We start from the raw sequence: 15,148 nt of genomic DNA, 5'->3' as shown, positions 1-15,148 counted from the left end.
TTCCATCCTGGTGCTTTGTTGTCCTCATAACCAGTGTGAAAGTAACCTGCATCCATGTTATCCCTTAAAATTTGACCTTTATACTTCGAAGGGTCCATAGGAAACCAATTAATAGAAATAAAACTTTTTTGATCATGGGAAAGTGGAAAGCGTAATTACTCTTTATTGAAATATGTTTTAATCTCCATTTTCGAGAATTGTCGGAACATTTCCATCACCCCACAATATTTTTCAACTGAAAGATCAACTGCCCGTTGCAATTTTTTTTCGTTTAGGTTACTGCCCTTAAAATGATATTCTATTAATACATTATCGTAAAATTTGGGGTCCTCTTCCGTTAGGTTGGCAATAGTTTCTATTCTAAACTCTTCAACCTCCAATTTCATTTTTTTAATAAGTGAAGCTACATCCAGTCCAGAACAACCCGCCAAAGCAGTTAGCATAAGTGCTTTGGGTCTATATCCCATGCCTTCTCCCCCATTTTCAGGAGCTACATCTATAACAAGGTTGTTCCCTGAAGGATTGTTGCTTTCAAAGGCCATATTACCAAGCCATTTGGTAGTGATTTGATTTGTCATGTAGGTGTTTTTTTCGTTACTTGTATAGGTCAAAAATACACATAATTCACGAACCATGTCCCTTGTAGATCCTTTAGATGCCGATCATGATTCAGAGACCAAAAAGTTGGCTGAATTTTTCAATGAAACTTTGGGATTCTGTCCCAATTCTGTATTAACAATGCAACATCGACCAGCTATTTCCAAGGCCTTTATTAGTCTCAACAAGGCGGTTATGGCAAATGAAGGTAAGGTTAGCTCCGCTTTAAAACGAATGATGGCCTGGGTAAGTAGTAATGCCACCGGTTGTCGCTATTGTCAGGCACATGCTATTCGGGCAGCCGAGCGTTATGGAGCAGATCAGGAGCAATTAGATAATATTTGGGAGTATAGAACGCATGCGGCATTTTCTGAGGCCGAGCGTGCCGCCCTAGATTTTGCATTGGCGGCTTCCCAAGTGCCCAATACTATGAATCTTAAAATAAAGAAAGAGTTATACAAGCACTGGGATGAAGGCGAAATTGTGGAAATGTTGGGGGTTATATCTCTCTTCGGATTTCTAAATAGGTGGAATGATACCATGGCCACCCACTTGGAGGAAGGGGCGATTGAGAGTGGAAAACATTATTTGGAAAAATATGGTTGGGAAAAAGGAAAGCATGTTTAGAGGAAAGATTTTAGGTTTGGAAATTCTTACCCGTTAAATGTAACTCATTTTGCTTTGTATAAAGCCCCTGCTTGGTCCAATTGGCTTGGGGAATAATTTCTAGAATTTGGTATATCGTGGGCTATTAAAATTCCGGAATAAGTTTTCAGATTCTTATCTCATTCCCATTACAGACTTTATTTAAAATAAAAAGGCAGAGCATAGCTCTACCTTTTTCCCCAAATCTTACCATGAACTTAACCTACTTATGCTATGGTCCTCCAAAAGTATAGTAATCCAAGCCGTGGTGAAAAGGTTTTAGATGAATGTCTCTTTAATAAGTTGAAATACAGCTTGTTCGATAAACAGTAGGAAATGCAGGATATAATACATGTGCAATAAAGGGATCTTAATTTGATCCAATAAAAAAGGTGGAGAAGTCTCCACCTTTTTTGCCCCAAATCTTACCATGAACTTAACCTACTTATGCTATGGCACTACTAATGTACATGTGCACGGCAGGTTTTTGATCAAAATTACGTTAAAGAGTGTATTTCATCGATGAAGTGCATAAAAACCTGCACTTCATCGATGAAATTATTAATATGCTCGTTCGTTCTTGCCTTCAAAAAAGTTGATAAACGCCCTGTTTACTACCCTATTGCCCCCTGGAGTAGGGTAATTTCCTGTAAAATACCAATCTCCCAAGTTTTTTGGGCAGGCTTCATGAAGGTTTTCAATGTTTTGATATATAATCTGAACCTCTGCTTTAATATCGGGTGGACTTAATAATTGACCAATTTTATCGGAGATTTCATCCGCTGTAAAAGGCTTGTAGAATTCCTTCACATAATTAACAACTTCTGAATCATGCGTATCGGTTTGCTTTAAACATTTTTTATAGATTTCCTCTACAAGGTGCATTGTATTTCTTTCTTCGTGTAGGGCCAAAGCGGCCTTAAATGCAACAAAATCTTCCAGTTTGGCCATGTCTATTCCATAGCAATCCGGATAACGGATTTGAGGGGCGGAAGAGACCACTATTATTTTTTTTGGCAATAGTCGGTCAAGAATTCTAAGTATACTTTTTTGGAGGGTTGTTCCACGAACTATACTGTCATCTATGATAACTAAATTATCGTTTTCCTTCACAGATCCATAGGAAATGTCGTAAACATGGGCAACCAAGTCGTCCCTACTACTGTCTTGTGTTATAAAGGTCCGGAGTTTGGCATCCTTTATGGCCACTTTCTCTATCCTGGGCCTTACCTCTAAGATTTCATGAAGTTCTTCCCTTGTTATTTTCCTGCCAATAGAAAGTATCTGTTCTTCTTTCTTCTTGTTCATGTAATTCTGTGCCGCGATTACCATTCCGAAAAAGGAGGTTTCTGCAGTATTGGGAATATATGAAAATACAGTGTTTTTTATATCGTCATCTATGGACTTCAGGATCAAGGGAAAAAGCAATTTCCCCAACATCTTTCTTTCCTGGTAGATTTCCTTATCACTTCCTCTAGAGAAATAAATACGTTCAAAGGAACAGGCCTTTCTTTCGGTAGGTTCTAAAATTTTCTTGAATTTAACCTTACCATTTTTTTTGATGATAATGGCATGTCCTGGATCAAGTTCTTTAACATCTTCGAAACTAACATTGAAAACCGTCTGTATAGCTGGTCTTTCTGAGGCTACCACGGCAATTTCGTCATCTTGATAGTAATAGACTGGTCTTATTCCTGCTGGGTCTCGGAGTACAAATGAATCACCATGCCCCAACATACCTGCCATAGCATAGCCACCATCAAAGTTTTTTGCCGCTCTTCTCAAAATTTTGGCAACATTTAATCTTTCAGCAATTATTGGCGAGGCTTCTCTTTTATTAAAACCTTCTTTTTTTATATCCTTGTAGAGCTGGGCTACTGCATCATCCAAGAAATGTCCAATTTTCTCCATTACCGTTACGGTATCTGCTTTTTCCTTGGGGTGCTGCCCTATTTGAATCAAATTGTCGAAAAGTTCATTAACATTGGTCATGTTAAAATTACCGGCAACTATCAGGTTACGGTGCATCCAGTTGTTCTGTCTTAAAAAGGGATGTACACTTTCTATACTGTTTTTGCCAAAAGTTCCGTAACGTACGTGTCCCAAAAGTACTTCCCCAATATAAGGTATGTGCTTTTTTTGTTTGGCTACGTCGTTTATGTATTCTGGATTTTCTTTAAATGAAGTGTTTATACGTTCATTTATTTGGGCAAAAATGTCCTGTATAGGCTGTTGGTCTATGGATCGTACCCGACTCATATACCTCTCCCCGGCCTCCATATCCAATTTAATACTTGCAAAACCGGCACCATCCTGGCCGCGGTTATGCTGCTTTTCCATCATCAAGTACATCTTGTTTACCCCGTAAAAGGCAGACCCGTACTTCTCTTGATAATATTCCAACGGTTTTAATAACCGGATTAAGGAAATTCCACATTCATGCTTAATAGCGTCGCTCATGGTAACTTTAAATTAAAAATGCCCTGTTAGACTAGGGCACATATTTATTGTAATTCAATATCAAACTGGGTCAGCTCCTTAAACTGGAGCAACCTGTTGTTTACCTCTTTCTTTTCTAATTTTTCCATTCTTTGTGTGCCAAAACGTTCAACACAAAATGAAGCCAAGTTGGAACCGTGGATAACTGCACTTTTTAAATTGTTAAAGCTTATGTTTTCCGATTCTGCCAAATATCCAGCAAATCCTCCAGCGAAGGTATCACCAGCTCCGGTTGGATCAAAAACTTCTTCCAGGGGCAAAGCGGGCGCAAAAAACACTTTCGATTTGTGAAATAACAAGGCTCCGTGTTCTCCTTTTTTAATTACTACAAATTTAGGGCCCATTATATGGATCTTCTCAGCAGCTTTTACCAAGGAATGCTCACTGGTAAGCTGTCTGGCTTCTTCATCGTTAATGGTGATAACATCTATATGTTTTATAACTTCTTTCAATTCATCAAGGGCATGGTCCATCCAAAAGTTCATGGTATCCAAGATTATAAGTTTTGGTCGTTCTTCCATCTGATTAATTACACTCAATTGAGTGTCTGGGTGTAAATTTCCCAACATTAATACGTCTGCATCTTTAAAATTGTTTGGAACTACCGGGTTGAAGTCGGCAAGAACGTTTAATTCAGTGGATAAGGTATCCCTGGAATTAAGATCGTTGTGATATTTGCCACTCCAAAAGAAAGTTTTGCCCCCTTTTATAACCTGTAAGGCAGAAATATCAATATTTTTATCGGTCAATAGATTTAAATATTCCTGTGGAAAATCTTCGCCTACAATAGAAACAATGGCAGATTCTACTTTAAACTGGGAAGCTGCCAAACCTATAAAAGTGGCGGCCCCTCCCAAGATTTTATCGGTTTTGCCAAAAGGGGTTTCTATAGCGTCAAAGGCAACGGTGCCTACAATTAAAAGTTTGCCCATTAAATTATGAAATTTGCTGCAAAGATAGGTTTTTGAACTGCCATTTCCATAGCATTGGAAATCAAATTTCAAAAAATGCTTATATGGCTATTTCCTACCGAAATCTGCTGGAATTTCACCCCAGGCCTTAGTTTCCCATTTAACTATGCTAGTACTGTATGAGTTTTTTTCCAGCCACGTAATGGCGCGCCGTACCAGATCGAAAACCACTTTATTTTCAGGAGTCTCGGGCAATTTGGAATTACATGTTTTTTTTCGGACCCAACTCATTGCTGTTTTGGAATCCGTATATATTATTCGATCACTATTCTGTTGTTTTAAAAACGCCAGTCCGTGAACCAAGGCCAGAAATTCACCTATATTGTTGGTGCCTTGCCTAAACGGGCCTTGTTTAAAAAGTTCTTTTTTGGTTTTTGTGTCCACCCCTCGGTATTCCATTATACCTGGATTTCCACTGGAGGCGGCATCTACAGAAATTGAATTGTAATTGGGTTCACCAATTTTCTGTAATTGTTCTTGGCTTAGTGTGGAGGCATCGATTTTCTTGCCCTTGTAATCTTCATATTTGCCGTTGAAGGCTTTTTTTGCAGCCTCAAAGGTGGGGAAAGATTTATATTGTGCGCCCTTATAATTGGTGATTGCTGCCTTACAGTCTTTCCAGCTGGTGTAAATACCGGGACGGCTCCCTTTCCAAACCGTATAAAATTTATCCTTTTTGGCCATTATTCCCCCATTAATACCTGTTCTATTACTTTGGGAAAATGCTCATATTCCAAATGATGAACCTTTTCTGCTATCATTTCAGGGGTGTCGTTCGGGTTCAAAGCAACTTTTGCCTGCTTAATAATGGCACCTTCGTCGTAATTTTCGTTTACATAATGGATGGTTATGCCTGTTTCAGACTCGTTATTGGCCTTTACCGATTCATGCACATGCATGCCGTACATTCCTTTACCACCGTATTTGGGAAGTAAGGCGGGATGAATATTAATAATTTTATTGGGGTAGCTATTGATGAGGTTATCTGGAATTTTCCATAGAAATCCTGCCAACACTATAAGGTCTGGACTTAGGGATTTAAGGACATTTAAAACACAGTCCGAATTATAAAAGGAGTGTTTATTAAAATATAATGCATTAATATTTAACCTATTACACCTTTCAAAAACTTTGGCGTCCCTTTTGTTGGATAGTACGCAGCTAATTGATACTTCAGTATTTGTTTGAAAATAATGAAATATGTTTTCAACGTTGGAACCAGAGCCAGAAGCGAATAGGACAATACTTTTCATGTAATTTTTTGGGGTTAGGACAGAAAATTATTTTGGGCTAAAATAGCACTCTTGTATTTAATTTTATTAAATTACATCACATTTTAACGACAAATAGTGTTATTAAACCAAAGTTTTTTATTTTTGCCATCAATTTAAATTTTTAAAACCGATATTATTATGTCAGACATTGCATCAAGAGTAAAAGCTATCATCGTAGATAAATTAGGTGTTGACGAGAATGAAGTTGTTACAGAGGCTAGCTTTACCAACGACTTAGGGGCAGATTCATTGGATACTGTTGAGTTGATTATGGAGTTCGAAAAGGAATTCGATATTCAAATTCCAGACGATCAAGCGGAAAACATTGCTACAGTTGGTCAAGCTATAAGTTATATAGAAGAAGCCAAGTAATTTTATGATTTCTTGAACAAGTTTCAAAATTATCCATGTGGTAAAGACGCTGCATGGATAATTTTTTTTAATTTACACCTAACTTATTAAGTTAAACAAAAATTTAGTTCAATGCAATTAAAACGAGTTGTAGTTACTGGTCTAGGTGCTTTGACACCTATTGGCAATAATATTGAAGAGTATTGGGAAGGTTTAAAGAGCGGAAAAAGTGGTTCTGCACCCATTACTTATTATGATACGGAGAAGTTTAAAGTAAAATTTGCATGCGAATTAAAAAACTATAATGCAGAAGATTATTTTGATAGAAAAGAAGCCAGAAAATTGGACAGGTTTGCCCAATATGCTTTAATTTCTTCTGATGAGGCCATTAAAGATTCAGGATTGGATCTTGATAAGATAGACAAATTTAGAGTTGGAGTAATTTGGGGAGCTGGTATTGGCGGATTGGAAACTTTTCAGAACGAAGTTTTAAATTTTGCCGCAGGCGATGGTACCCCAAGGTTTAATCCATTCTTTATTCCCAAAATGATAGCAGATATTGCACCTGGGAATATTTCCATAAAGCACGGTTTTATGGGACCCAATTATACAACGGTTTCAGCTTGTGCATCTTCCGCCAATGCTATTATTGATGCCTTGAACACTATTCGGTTAGGGTATTGTGATGTTGTTGTTACAGGAGGTAGTGAGGCAGCCGTCACCATAGCCGGGATGGGAGGTTTTGGAGCCATGCACGCCCTTTCTACACGTAATGAAAGTCCAGAGACGGCTTCTAGGCCATTTGATGCCACCAGGGATGGATTTGTTCTTGGAGAAGGAGCTGGTTCTTTGATACTTGAAGAATATGAGCATGCCGTGGCAAGAGGAGCTAAAATATATGCAGAAGTTGCAGGCGGTGGCTTGTCCAGTGATGCTTACCATATGACTGCACCACATCCTGACGGAATTGGGGTAGTACGCGTTATGGAGAATTGTTTAAAGGATGCAGGATTAAAACCCGAGGATGTGGATACCATTAATACTCATGGTACTTCTACTCCTTTAGGCGATGTAGCCGAATTAAAAGCTATCAGTAAGGTTTTTGGCGAACATGCCAAGGATATAAATATAAATTCCACTAAATCAATGACAGGGCATCTTTTGGGTGCAGCTGGTGCCATTGAGGCAATAGCCTCAATTTTGGCAATGGAACATAGTTTGGTGCCTCCGACCATAAACCATACAACGGTAGATGAAAATATTGATCCCAAATTAAACCTGACCCTTAACAAGGCGCAAAAAAGAGAGGTAAATGTTGCTCTGAGCAATACTTTTGGATTTGGGGGACATAATGCATGTGTGATATTTAAAAAAATCAGCTAATTCGAAATATGAACGCTTTTTCCAATTTATTTAATTCCCATTCAAAACAGGATGGGGATTTTTTTTTGGGAATGAAAAAAATTCTAGGCTTTAAGCCTAAAAACCTGGAAATTTATCAAAAAGCGTTCGTTCATCGTTCTGCTAACAGAAAAGATAAAGATGGCTTCCCTATGAACTATGAGCGCTTGGAATTTCTGGGCGATGCCATGCTGGGGACAATAATCTCCAAACATTTGTACAGCAAGGTTCCGGATGGCGACGAAGGATATTTGACCAAAATGAGGTCTAAAATTGTAAGTAGGGAACATCTCAATGAATTGGGGAAAGATCTTAAACTTATAGATTTCGTTGAGAGCAGAATTCCCAAATCCCGCTTTGGGGACAATATCCACGGCAATGTTTTTGAGGCCCTGGTAGGAGCCATCTATTTGGACAGAGGGTATAAATATTGTGAAAAGTTTATAAGTAAAAGAATTATAGATCCCTATGTGGATATAGAACAACTTGAAGGTAAGGTTATAAGTTACAAGAGCCTGGTCATTGAATGGTGCCAAAAACAAAAAAAATCCTTTAATTACGATATATACGAGGACACAGGTAATGATGTAATTAAGCATTTTGCAGTGAAATTATCCATTGGGGGTAAAATTGTGGCCAAGGCTAGGGCAACCTCAAAAAAGAAGGCTGAAGAAAGAGCGTCCAAGAGAGCCTACTTCGCCTTACAGGACAAAATGGATAAATCCAAAGAGTAAAGAATCTGAAATTTACGGATTGATGTTAAAATTTGTTAAGCAAACTTTGCAATGGAGCAGTAGACATCAAAATTTGTTTAACTCCAACGTTTTCGTAGGTTTCACAACGTTTTATAGCTAAAATGGATAGGCTGGTTTCGTTATTAATCCTATATTTACGCCTTTCACGGAAAGTATGGCAGCGATACACAAAATTTCGGAAGATTTTTATGAAGAAACTTTCACTTTAATCGCTTTGCACAGCAGTATCGAAGATTTTATGCTGGTATATGCACTTAATTCTTGTCTAAAAACGAAGTTGAAGAGGTCCGTGAACGATTTGGAGATATCACAAAGTGGATCGTTCCCAATATTTGATTGGAGAGACGAGGTAAATGATCGCTATTTTACACTTGTTAGCAATAATGATGTAAAGGAAGAGGAATTAAGTATAGGAAATCTTTTTCAAGACCAACCCTCATTTACGAAATATCATTTGGTTCCGGAATACAGGGATGTGGACTATTTTTTAAAGATAGAACACGATGAAATTGACGTGGAGGAAGAAATTTTGAAGTCGGTACTGGCAATCCCAAAGATTATAACGGCTTATATAGTGGATGCCAGTAAATTAAAATCTAAAAATAATTTAATATTTTAAAATAATGTCAACAAACAAAAAGACAAAAATAGTAGCAACCTTAGGACCAGCTACTAGTACGAAGAGTGTTCTAAAGAGCATGATTGAGGCTGGGGTGGATGTCTTTAGGGTAAACTTTTCCCATGCCGATTATAAAGATGTTGCAGAGCGTATTAAGATGATTCGCGAATTAAATGACGAATTAGGTACTAATACCTCGATTCTTGCGGATCTGCAAGGACCAAAATTAAGGGTAGGTGTAATGGCCGGAGAAGTGGTCGTTGCTCCTGGAGACGAAATAACTTTTGTAACCGGTAAGCCTTTTGAGGGGAATGCGGAGAAGGTGTATATGAACTATGCCAATTTCCCTAAAGATGTAAAAGCTGGTGAGCGTATTCTATTGGATGACGGAAAGTTGATGTTCGAGGTGATTTCCACCAATTCCAAGGATGAGGTAAAGGCAAAAGTAATCCAAGGGGGACCTTTAAAGTCCAAAAAGGGCGTAAACTTGCCTAACACCAATATTTCATTACCCGCTCTAACGGAAAAGGATATTAAGGATGCTATTTTTGCAATTTCACAAGACGTGGATTGGATAGCACTTTCCTTTGTAAGATTTAGCCAAGATCTAATAGACCTGCAAAATATTATTAAGGAACATTCTGCTCATAAAATCCCGATTATAGCAAAAATTGAAAAGCCGGAAGCCGTAGAAAACATCGATAAGATTGTGGCCTATTGTGACGGATTGATGGTTGCCAGGGGAGATTTGGGAGTTGAAGTTCCAGCACAGGAAGTGCCTCTTATTCAAAAACAATTGGTGTTAAGGGCCAAAAAAGCAAGAATACCTGTAATTATTGCCACCCAGATGATGGAAACAATGATTACAAGCCTTACTCCTACCCGTGCAGAGGTGAACGACGTGGCCAATTCCGTAATGGATGGAGCAGATGCCGTAATGCTTTCTGGAGAGACTTCCGTTGGAAATTATCCTGTTCAGGTTATAGAGAAAATGGCCAGTATCCTGGTAAGTGTAGAGAATTCAGAATTAATTAAGGTACCGCATGAACCACCACAGGTTAGGACCAATAGATATATTACCAAATCTATTTGTTACCATGCTGCCAATATGGCGAATGAAATTAAGGCCAAGGCAATATCTACCTTGACCAATAGTGGTTATACTGCCTTTCAAATATCCGCTTGGAGACCAAAGGCCCATATCCTGGTATTTACCTCCAATAAAAGAATTCTTACACAACTTAACTTGCTATGGGGAGTAAAGGCATTTTATTATGATAAATATGTGTCCACAGACGAGACTATCGAGGATGTAAATAAAATGGCCTGTCAGAAGGGGTTTTTAGAGGTTGGCGATATGTTGATCAGTTTGGCTGCTATGCCCATAAAAGATAAGGGGATGGTGAATACTTTACGCGTTTCACAAATAGAAAGCAGTAATTTTTAGAAATACCTTTTAGTAATATATTAGAGTGGACCTGTAGGATTTTAAAACCTTACAGGTCCTTTTTATTGGTTAGAACCGTATTTTTTAAGATTTAGGATTATTGATATTGGATGGCTGAACTAACCATGCCTTTTAAGTGGGGTCTGGAGTTCAATACGACTATGCTGGCCCGGATAATTAAATGGGTCAAAAGTCGAACCTTAACTGGACGGTAAGTATTTTTTGTTCCAAGGGCTCGTTTTTTTCCGTATTTAAATTGGACAGGGATATGCCTAATAGTCGAACAGAATTTTCCATTTTTTCCTGGTATAGCAATTCTTTGGTGGTTTCCAATATCAAAGATTTTTCAGCAATAAAATAGGGGAGTGTCTTGCTTCGTGTTTGCAGGGAGAAATCGCTATATTTTATTTTTAAGGTCACCGTTTTCCCAGAAATCTTTGCTTTTCTTAGCCGCTTCTCCAGTTCCTTGGCAATATTTTCCAAACGCTGTAGCATAAAGATTTCACTGCTCAGGTTTTCGTCAAAAGTACGTTCTGCGCCAACCGACTTAGGGATTCTGTTGGGCTTTACCTCACTGTTGTGAATTCCCCTTACCACATGATAATAGTATTCGCCACTTTTTCCAAAATTTTCCTTTAGAAATTCAATGGATTTTCCCTTAAGATCTTTACCGGTAAAAATTCCAAGTTGATACATTTTATCGGCCGTAACTTTACCGACTCCGTAGAATTTTCGGATTTCCAATTCTTCCAAAAAGGAAATTACTTCCTCTGGATTAACGGTCTTTTGGCCATTGGGCTTATTGTAATCACTGGCTACCTTGGCAATAAATTTATTAATGGAGATACCTGCGGAGGCTGTTAGGCCCACTTCTGCAAGTATACGTCGTCTTATTTCCTCTGCTATGAGGGAAGCAGAGGGATTGCCTTTTTTGTTGGTGGTAACGTCCAAATAGGCCTCGTCCAAAGAAAGAGGTTCCACTAGGTCCGTATAATCGTAAAAAATGTTTCTAATTTTAAGGGAAATCTCTTTGTATCGTTCAAAACGGGGAGGTACAAAAATTAAATCAGGGCAGTTTTTTTTGGCCATATATCCGCTCATGGCACTACGGACCCCAAATTTTCTTGCTTCATAACTGGCAGCCGCAACAACACCTCTTTTTTCAGCCCCGCCAACGGCCAAAGGCTTACCTTTTAAAGTAGGGTCGTCCATTTGTTCCACGGAGGCGTAAAACGCGTCCATATCTACATGGATTATTTTTCGGTGCGGGAAATCCAAATTCATACCGTAAATTTATAACAAGTTAGCACTAGTGGGTTCCAATAATAATGTTAAAGATGTTAAATGGAGAATGGACATTTTAAAGTAGACAAAAAGTCGGCCATAATATTGGGAGCTACCGGGCTTACAGGAGGATTTTTATTACAGAGGTTGCTGGACGATGACCGCTATGAAAAAATAAAGATTATTTCTAGGACCGAAATCGGATTTTCCCATCCTAAATTGGAGGAACATATCGGAGACCTTTTAAAATTGGAAAGTTATAAGAGCCACTTTCTAGCTGATGAGGTCTATTGTTGTATTGGTACTACCAAAGCAAAAACGCCCGATAACTCAAAGTATAAAAGTATTGATTTTGGGATACCGGTTTCGGCGGCCAAAATTTGCCGGTTTAATGGCATTAAAACGTTCTTGGTTATTTCGGCTATGGGAGCCAATGCCCACAGTGGCGTTATCTATAATAGGTTAAAAGGGGAAATGGAAGAGGCAGTCTTGAATTGTAAAATTCCAAAGACCCATATTTTGCAACCCTCCTTAATAGGGGGAAAGAGGGAAGAGAAACGTATGGGGGAATGGATTGCCAAGCAATTCATGAAGTTGTTCAATTTTCTCTTGGTTGGGCCTTTGGAGAAGTTCAGATCCATTCACCCAGAGGTTATTGCAGGCGCTATGGTTTGGTTGGCCAACAATAACTACGAAAAAGCTAGAATTCAGTCCTATGAAATTAAGAATATTTACCATAAGCTTTCAAATAAAGCTAGATAACCAACTTTTATAAATGATAGAAATAGAGCGTAAATTTTTGGTGAAATCGGAAGATTTCAAATCGGACGCTATTAAAAAGGAAAGAATTGTTCAAGGTTTTTTGAATACGGACCCATTGAGAACGGTTAGGGTAAGGGTCAAGGGAGATAAAGGATATATTACCGTTAAGGGAAAGGGGAGCCGTAGTGGTACCACCCGGTTTGAATGGGAGAAGGAAATAGCTGCCAAGGACGCGGATGCTTTGCTCAAATTATCGGAACCTGGGGTTATAGACAAGGTGAGATATTATATTGAGGTAGGGAAACATATTTTTGAGGTGGATGAATTCTTTGGGGAAAATTCGGGATTGATAGTGGCGGAAATTGAATTGGAGCACGAAGAAGAGGACTTTTTAAAACCAAATTGGTTGGGGGACGAAGTAACCTCGGATATAAAATATTACAATTCGCAGTTGAGTAAAAACCCTTTTAAAACATGGAAAAAATAAGAATATATTATGTAGTACTAATATGTGGTTTGTTATTGTCCTGTAAGGATTCCGGGGAAATTCCCAATGAAATTGTAGGGCAGCAAGTGGCTGAAAAGATAATTTCTACGGCCGAATTAAAAAGGAGTTTGGAAGAAAAGGGATTTCAAACCTTCGATTATATTGATGAAAAGACCAAAGATACTTTGTTGATGCAACAATATTTCATGGCATTTTTAAAGAGTGGTCCCAATCGCTCTAAATCCAAGGCAGAGGCAGATAGTCTACAGGCGTTGCATTTGGCACATTTGGGTAGAATGTACAAGGAGGGATTTGCAGATATTTCGGGTCCTTTTGGTGACAATGGCGAAATACGGGGTATTACAATCTATAACGTGCCTACCCAAAAAATGGCAGATAGTTTGGCTAATATGGATCCTCTGGTAAAAGCTGGAATGCTAGTTATAGAAATCCATCCATGGTGGGCGGCAAAAGGGTTTATGTTAAGATAGCTTGTATTTCAATTCTATCCCTTGCTATTCCACTGAAATTGTCTAACCAATTTCATGAACGGAAATAATTTCATTTTTTTAAAAGCTGATAAAAACTTTGGATTTATTGCCACCCGCCACCTAAGGAACGATACAATTCTACTACGGATTGAAGTTGTTGCAATTTATTGTCTATAACATTTAATTCGGCATTCAAAGCATTCTGCCTTGCAGTCAACAAATCCAAAAAGGTACCAAAGCCATTGTTTAAAAGTATCTCGGAATTAAGTTCGGCCGTACGTAAGGATTCTACCTCATTTTGTCTGAATTCGTATTTTTTGGTTTCAGCTTCATATTCGTAAAGGGCATTGGATACTTCCTGCCCTGCGGTCAAAAGTGTTTTCTTAAAGTTTAAAAGGCTTTCTTCTTGTTGGGCTTTGGCCACTTCGTATTGGGTTTTTATCCTTCTTTTGTTGAAAATAGGTTGTGTTAAACCACTAACCAAGGTAGCAAACAGAGATCCGGAATTGAACCATTCCTGAAATTCTAAACTTTGGAATCCCCCAGCCCCCGTTAAGGTCAATGAAGGATAAAAATTGCTTTTGGCGACATTCGAAAGTTCAAAGGCATTGGTCAAATCATATTCCGCGGCAAGTACATCCGGTCTGTTGGCCAATAGTAATGCAGGTACACCTAAATCTAAATTCTTGGATAATTTTTGTTGTTCCAAAGAACCTCGGGCAATGGAAGTGACCGGTTTTCCTAAAAGGATAGATAGAACGTTTTCCGTTCTAAATATGTTTTTTTCTATATCGATGAGCAAGGCTTGTGTATTAAATAGCTGTGCGGCTGTTTGATCTACTGCTACTTGTGTTACATTGCCCGCTTCTTTTAAAGCATTTATAGTTTCTAAGCTTCTTTTTCTGTTTTCAATGGTTTCCTCCGTAACCCTATGTTGATCATCCAAAGCCATTAATAGATAATAGTTGGAAGCAATTTGGGCTATAAGTTGTGTCTTAACTGCCTGATGAGCTGCCTTTGTTTGTAGGTAGGTCGCTTTTGTGGCTCTTAGGTTACTGCGTATTTTTCCCCAAATATCGGCTTCCCAGGATAAACTACCGGAAAGTTCAAATTGCTCTAAGGATCCACTAAAAACAGAGCCAAACTGACTGTTTTTGGATAATTCTTGGTGTGTCATCGAGGCTTTAAGGTCAAAGGAGGGCAGATACCCATTTCTTCCCTGTTTCATATAGGCTTCGGCCATGTTTACCTGCTGAAGGGCAATTCTTATATCTAGATTATTTTGAAGTCCTTCTTCAATCATCTGTACTAATTGTGGGTCGGAAAATAGTTCTTTCCAGGATATGGAAGCCAATGATGTACTGTCCAGGGAATGCTGTTGTTGCGTACGGTACAAATCATCAATTTCCTCCATGTTGGGCCGTTCATAATTCTTGGCTACAAAGCAGGATTGCAAAGTGAATGCAAGAAGCAACAGAACTGAAAGTTTAAAGGGAAATATTTTTTTCATCAACTGATTTTTATTGTTTTTAAGATCAATTTCCTTTGATATTGGATAAACCTAA

At 38.4% G+C, this 15,148-nt stretch carries 16 protein-coding genes; 9 read left to right on the top strand and 7 right to left on the bottom strand.

The genetic code is table 11. The features are described 5' to 3' along the window. Positions 1-155 precede the first annotated feature (155 nt). Entirely contained in the window at positions 156-578 is a 423-nt protein-coding gene (locus tag H4O18_RS01835; RefSeq protein WP_187581396.1) for an OsmC family protein, read from the bottom strand. Positions 579-633: 55 nt separating this feature from the next. Here H4O18_RS01835 and H4O18_RS01830 point away from each other — a divergent pair, with 55 nt between their 5' ends. Further along, the gene (locus H4O18_RS01830; protein WP_187581395.1) at positions 634-1,224 is read left to right on the top strand and encodes a carboxymuconolactone decarboxylase family protein; all 591 of its coding nucleotides are present in this window, start codon (positions 634-636) and stop codon (positions 1,222-1,224) included. Between the two features lie 579 nt (positions 1,225-1,803). Here the strand turns inward: H4O18_RS01830 and H4O18_RS01825 are convergent. From H4O18_RS01825 to purN, 4 genes are all read right to left on the bottom strand, one after another. Next, on the bottom strand, positions 1,804-3,702 hold the full coding sequence (locus H4O18_RS01825; RefSeq protein ID WP_187581394.1) for an amidophosphoribosyltransferase: 1,899 nt from the start codon (positions 3,700-3,702) through the stop codon (positions 1,804-1,806). Positions 3,703-3,746: 44 nt separating this feature from the next. After that, a complete protein-coding gene (locus H4O18_RS01820; RefSeq protein WP_187581393.1) occupies positions 3,747-4,673 on the bottom strand; it encodes a PfkB family carbohydrate kinase in 927 nt (308 codons plus the stop codon). A gap of 87 nt (positions 4,674-4,760) precedes the next feature. Continuing rightward, positions 4,761-5,396: a ribonuclease H1 domain-containing protein gene (locus H4O18_RS01815; RefSeq protein WP_187581392.1), complete on the bottom strand. Its 636-nt coding sequence runs from the start codon at positions 5,394-5,396 to the stop codon at positions 4,761-4,763. Further along, positions 5,396-5,965 carry a phosphoribosylglycinamide formyltransferase gene (gene purN / locus H4O18_RS01810; protein WP_187581391.1) on the bottom strand — a complete coding sequence of 190 codons (570 nt, stop codon included), beginning with the start codon at positions 5,963-5,965 and terminating at the stop codon, positions 5,396-5,398. Before purN ends, H4O18_RS01815 begins: the two co-directional genes overlap by 1 nt. 159 nt (positions 5,966-6,124) lie before the next feature. Between purN and H4O18_RS01805 the strand changes: the two genes are divergently transcribed. The 5 genes from H4O18_RS01805 to pyk all read left to right on the top strand — a co-directional run bounded on the left by H4O18_RS01805 (position 6,125) and on the right by pyk (position 10,559). Next, positions 6,125-6,358 carry an acyl carrier protein gene (locus H4O18_RS01805; protein WP_008269813.1) on the top strand — a complete coding sequence of 78 codons (234 nt, stop codon included), beginning with the start codon at positions 6,125-6,127 and terminating at the stop codon, positions 6,356-6,358. 111 nt (positions 6,359-6,469) lie between these two features. Beyond that, positions 6,470-7,720, top strand: a complete 1,251-nt coding sequence (gene fabF, locus H4O18_RS01800) for a beta-ketoacyl-ACP synthase II (protein ID WP_187581390.1) — start codon at positions 6,470-6,472, stop codon at positions 7,718-7,720. Between the two features lie 8 nt (positions 7,721-7,728). Next, the gene (gene rnc, locus H4O18_RS01795) at positions 7,729-8,472 is read left to right on the top strand and encodes a ribonuclease III (protein ID WP_187581389.1); all 744 of its coding nucleotides are present in this window, start codon (positions 7,729-7,731) and stop codon (positions 8,470-8,472) included. Between the two features lie 175 nt (positions 8,473-8,647). Beyond that, positions 8,648-9,112, top strand: coding sequence for an IPExxxVDY family protein (locus H4O18_RS01790; RefSeq protein WP_187581388.1), 465 nt, complete (start codon positions 8,648-8,650; stop codon positions 9,110-9,112). A gap of 4 nt (positions 9,113-9,116) precedes the next feature. Next, entirely contained in the window at positions 9,117-10,559 is a 1,443-nt protein-coding gene (gene pyk, locus H4O18_RS01785; RefSeq protein WP_187581387.1) for a pyruvate kinase, read from the top strand. Positions 10,560-10,745: 186 nt separating this feature from the next. Here pyk and dinB read toward each other — a convergent pair whose 3' ends face one another. Continuing rightward, complete coding sequence (gene dinB / locus H4O18_RS01780; RefSeq protein ID WP_187581386.1) at positions 10,746-11,843, bottom strand: DNA polymerase IV; 1,098 nt, start codon at positions 11,841-11,843, stop codon at positions 10,746-10,748. Between the two features lie 60 nt (positions 11,844-11,903). Here dinB and H4O18_RS01775 point away from each other — a divergent pair, with 60 nt between their 5' ends. From H4O18_RS01775 to H4O18_RS01765, 3 genes are read left to right on the top strand one after another with little or no spacing between them, the layout of a single operon-like run. After that, positions 11,904-12,605: an NAD-dependent epimerase/dehydratase family protein gene (locus H4O18_RS01775; RefSeq protein WP_187581385.1), complete on the top strand. Its 702-nt coding sequence runs from the start codon at positions 11,904-11,906 to the stop codon at positions 12,603-12,605. 13 nt (positions 12,606-12,618) lie between these two features. Next, positions 12,619-13,092, top strand: a complete 474-nt coding sequence (locus tag H4O18_RS01770; protein WP_187581384.1) for a CYTH domain-containing protein — start codon at positions 12,619-12,621, stop codon at positions 13,090-13,092. Beyond that, on the top strand, positions 13,080-13,583 hold the full coding sequence (locus H4O18_RS01765; protein WP_187581383.1) for a YciI family protein: 504 nt from the start codon (positions 13,080-13,082) through the stop codon (positions 13,581-13,583). The genes H4O18_RS01770 and H4O18_RS01765 overlap by 13 nt, the downstream gene beginning before the upstream one ends. 103 nt (positions 13,584-13,686) lie before the next feature. Here H4O18_RS01765 and H4O18_RS01760 read toward each other — a convergent pair whose 3' ends face one another. Continuing rightward, entirely contained in the window at positions 13,687-15,093 is a 1,407-nt protein-coding gene (locus tag H4O18_RS01760) for an efflux transporter outer membrane subunit (RefSeq protein WP_187581382.1), read from the bottom strand. Between the last annotated feature and the right edge of the window lie 55 nt (positions 15,094-15,148).

Source organism: Arenibacter arenosicollis, from assembly GCF_014397245.1.
In the GTDB taxonomy this organism is placed as follows: Bacteria; Bacteroidota; Bacteroidia; order Flavobacteriales; family Flavobacteriaceae; genus Arenibacter; species Arenibacter arenosicollis.
Note: the sequence above shows the minus strand (reverse complement) of the source record. Positions and strands in the feature narration are given on the sequence as shown.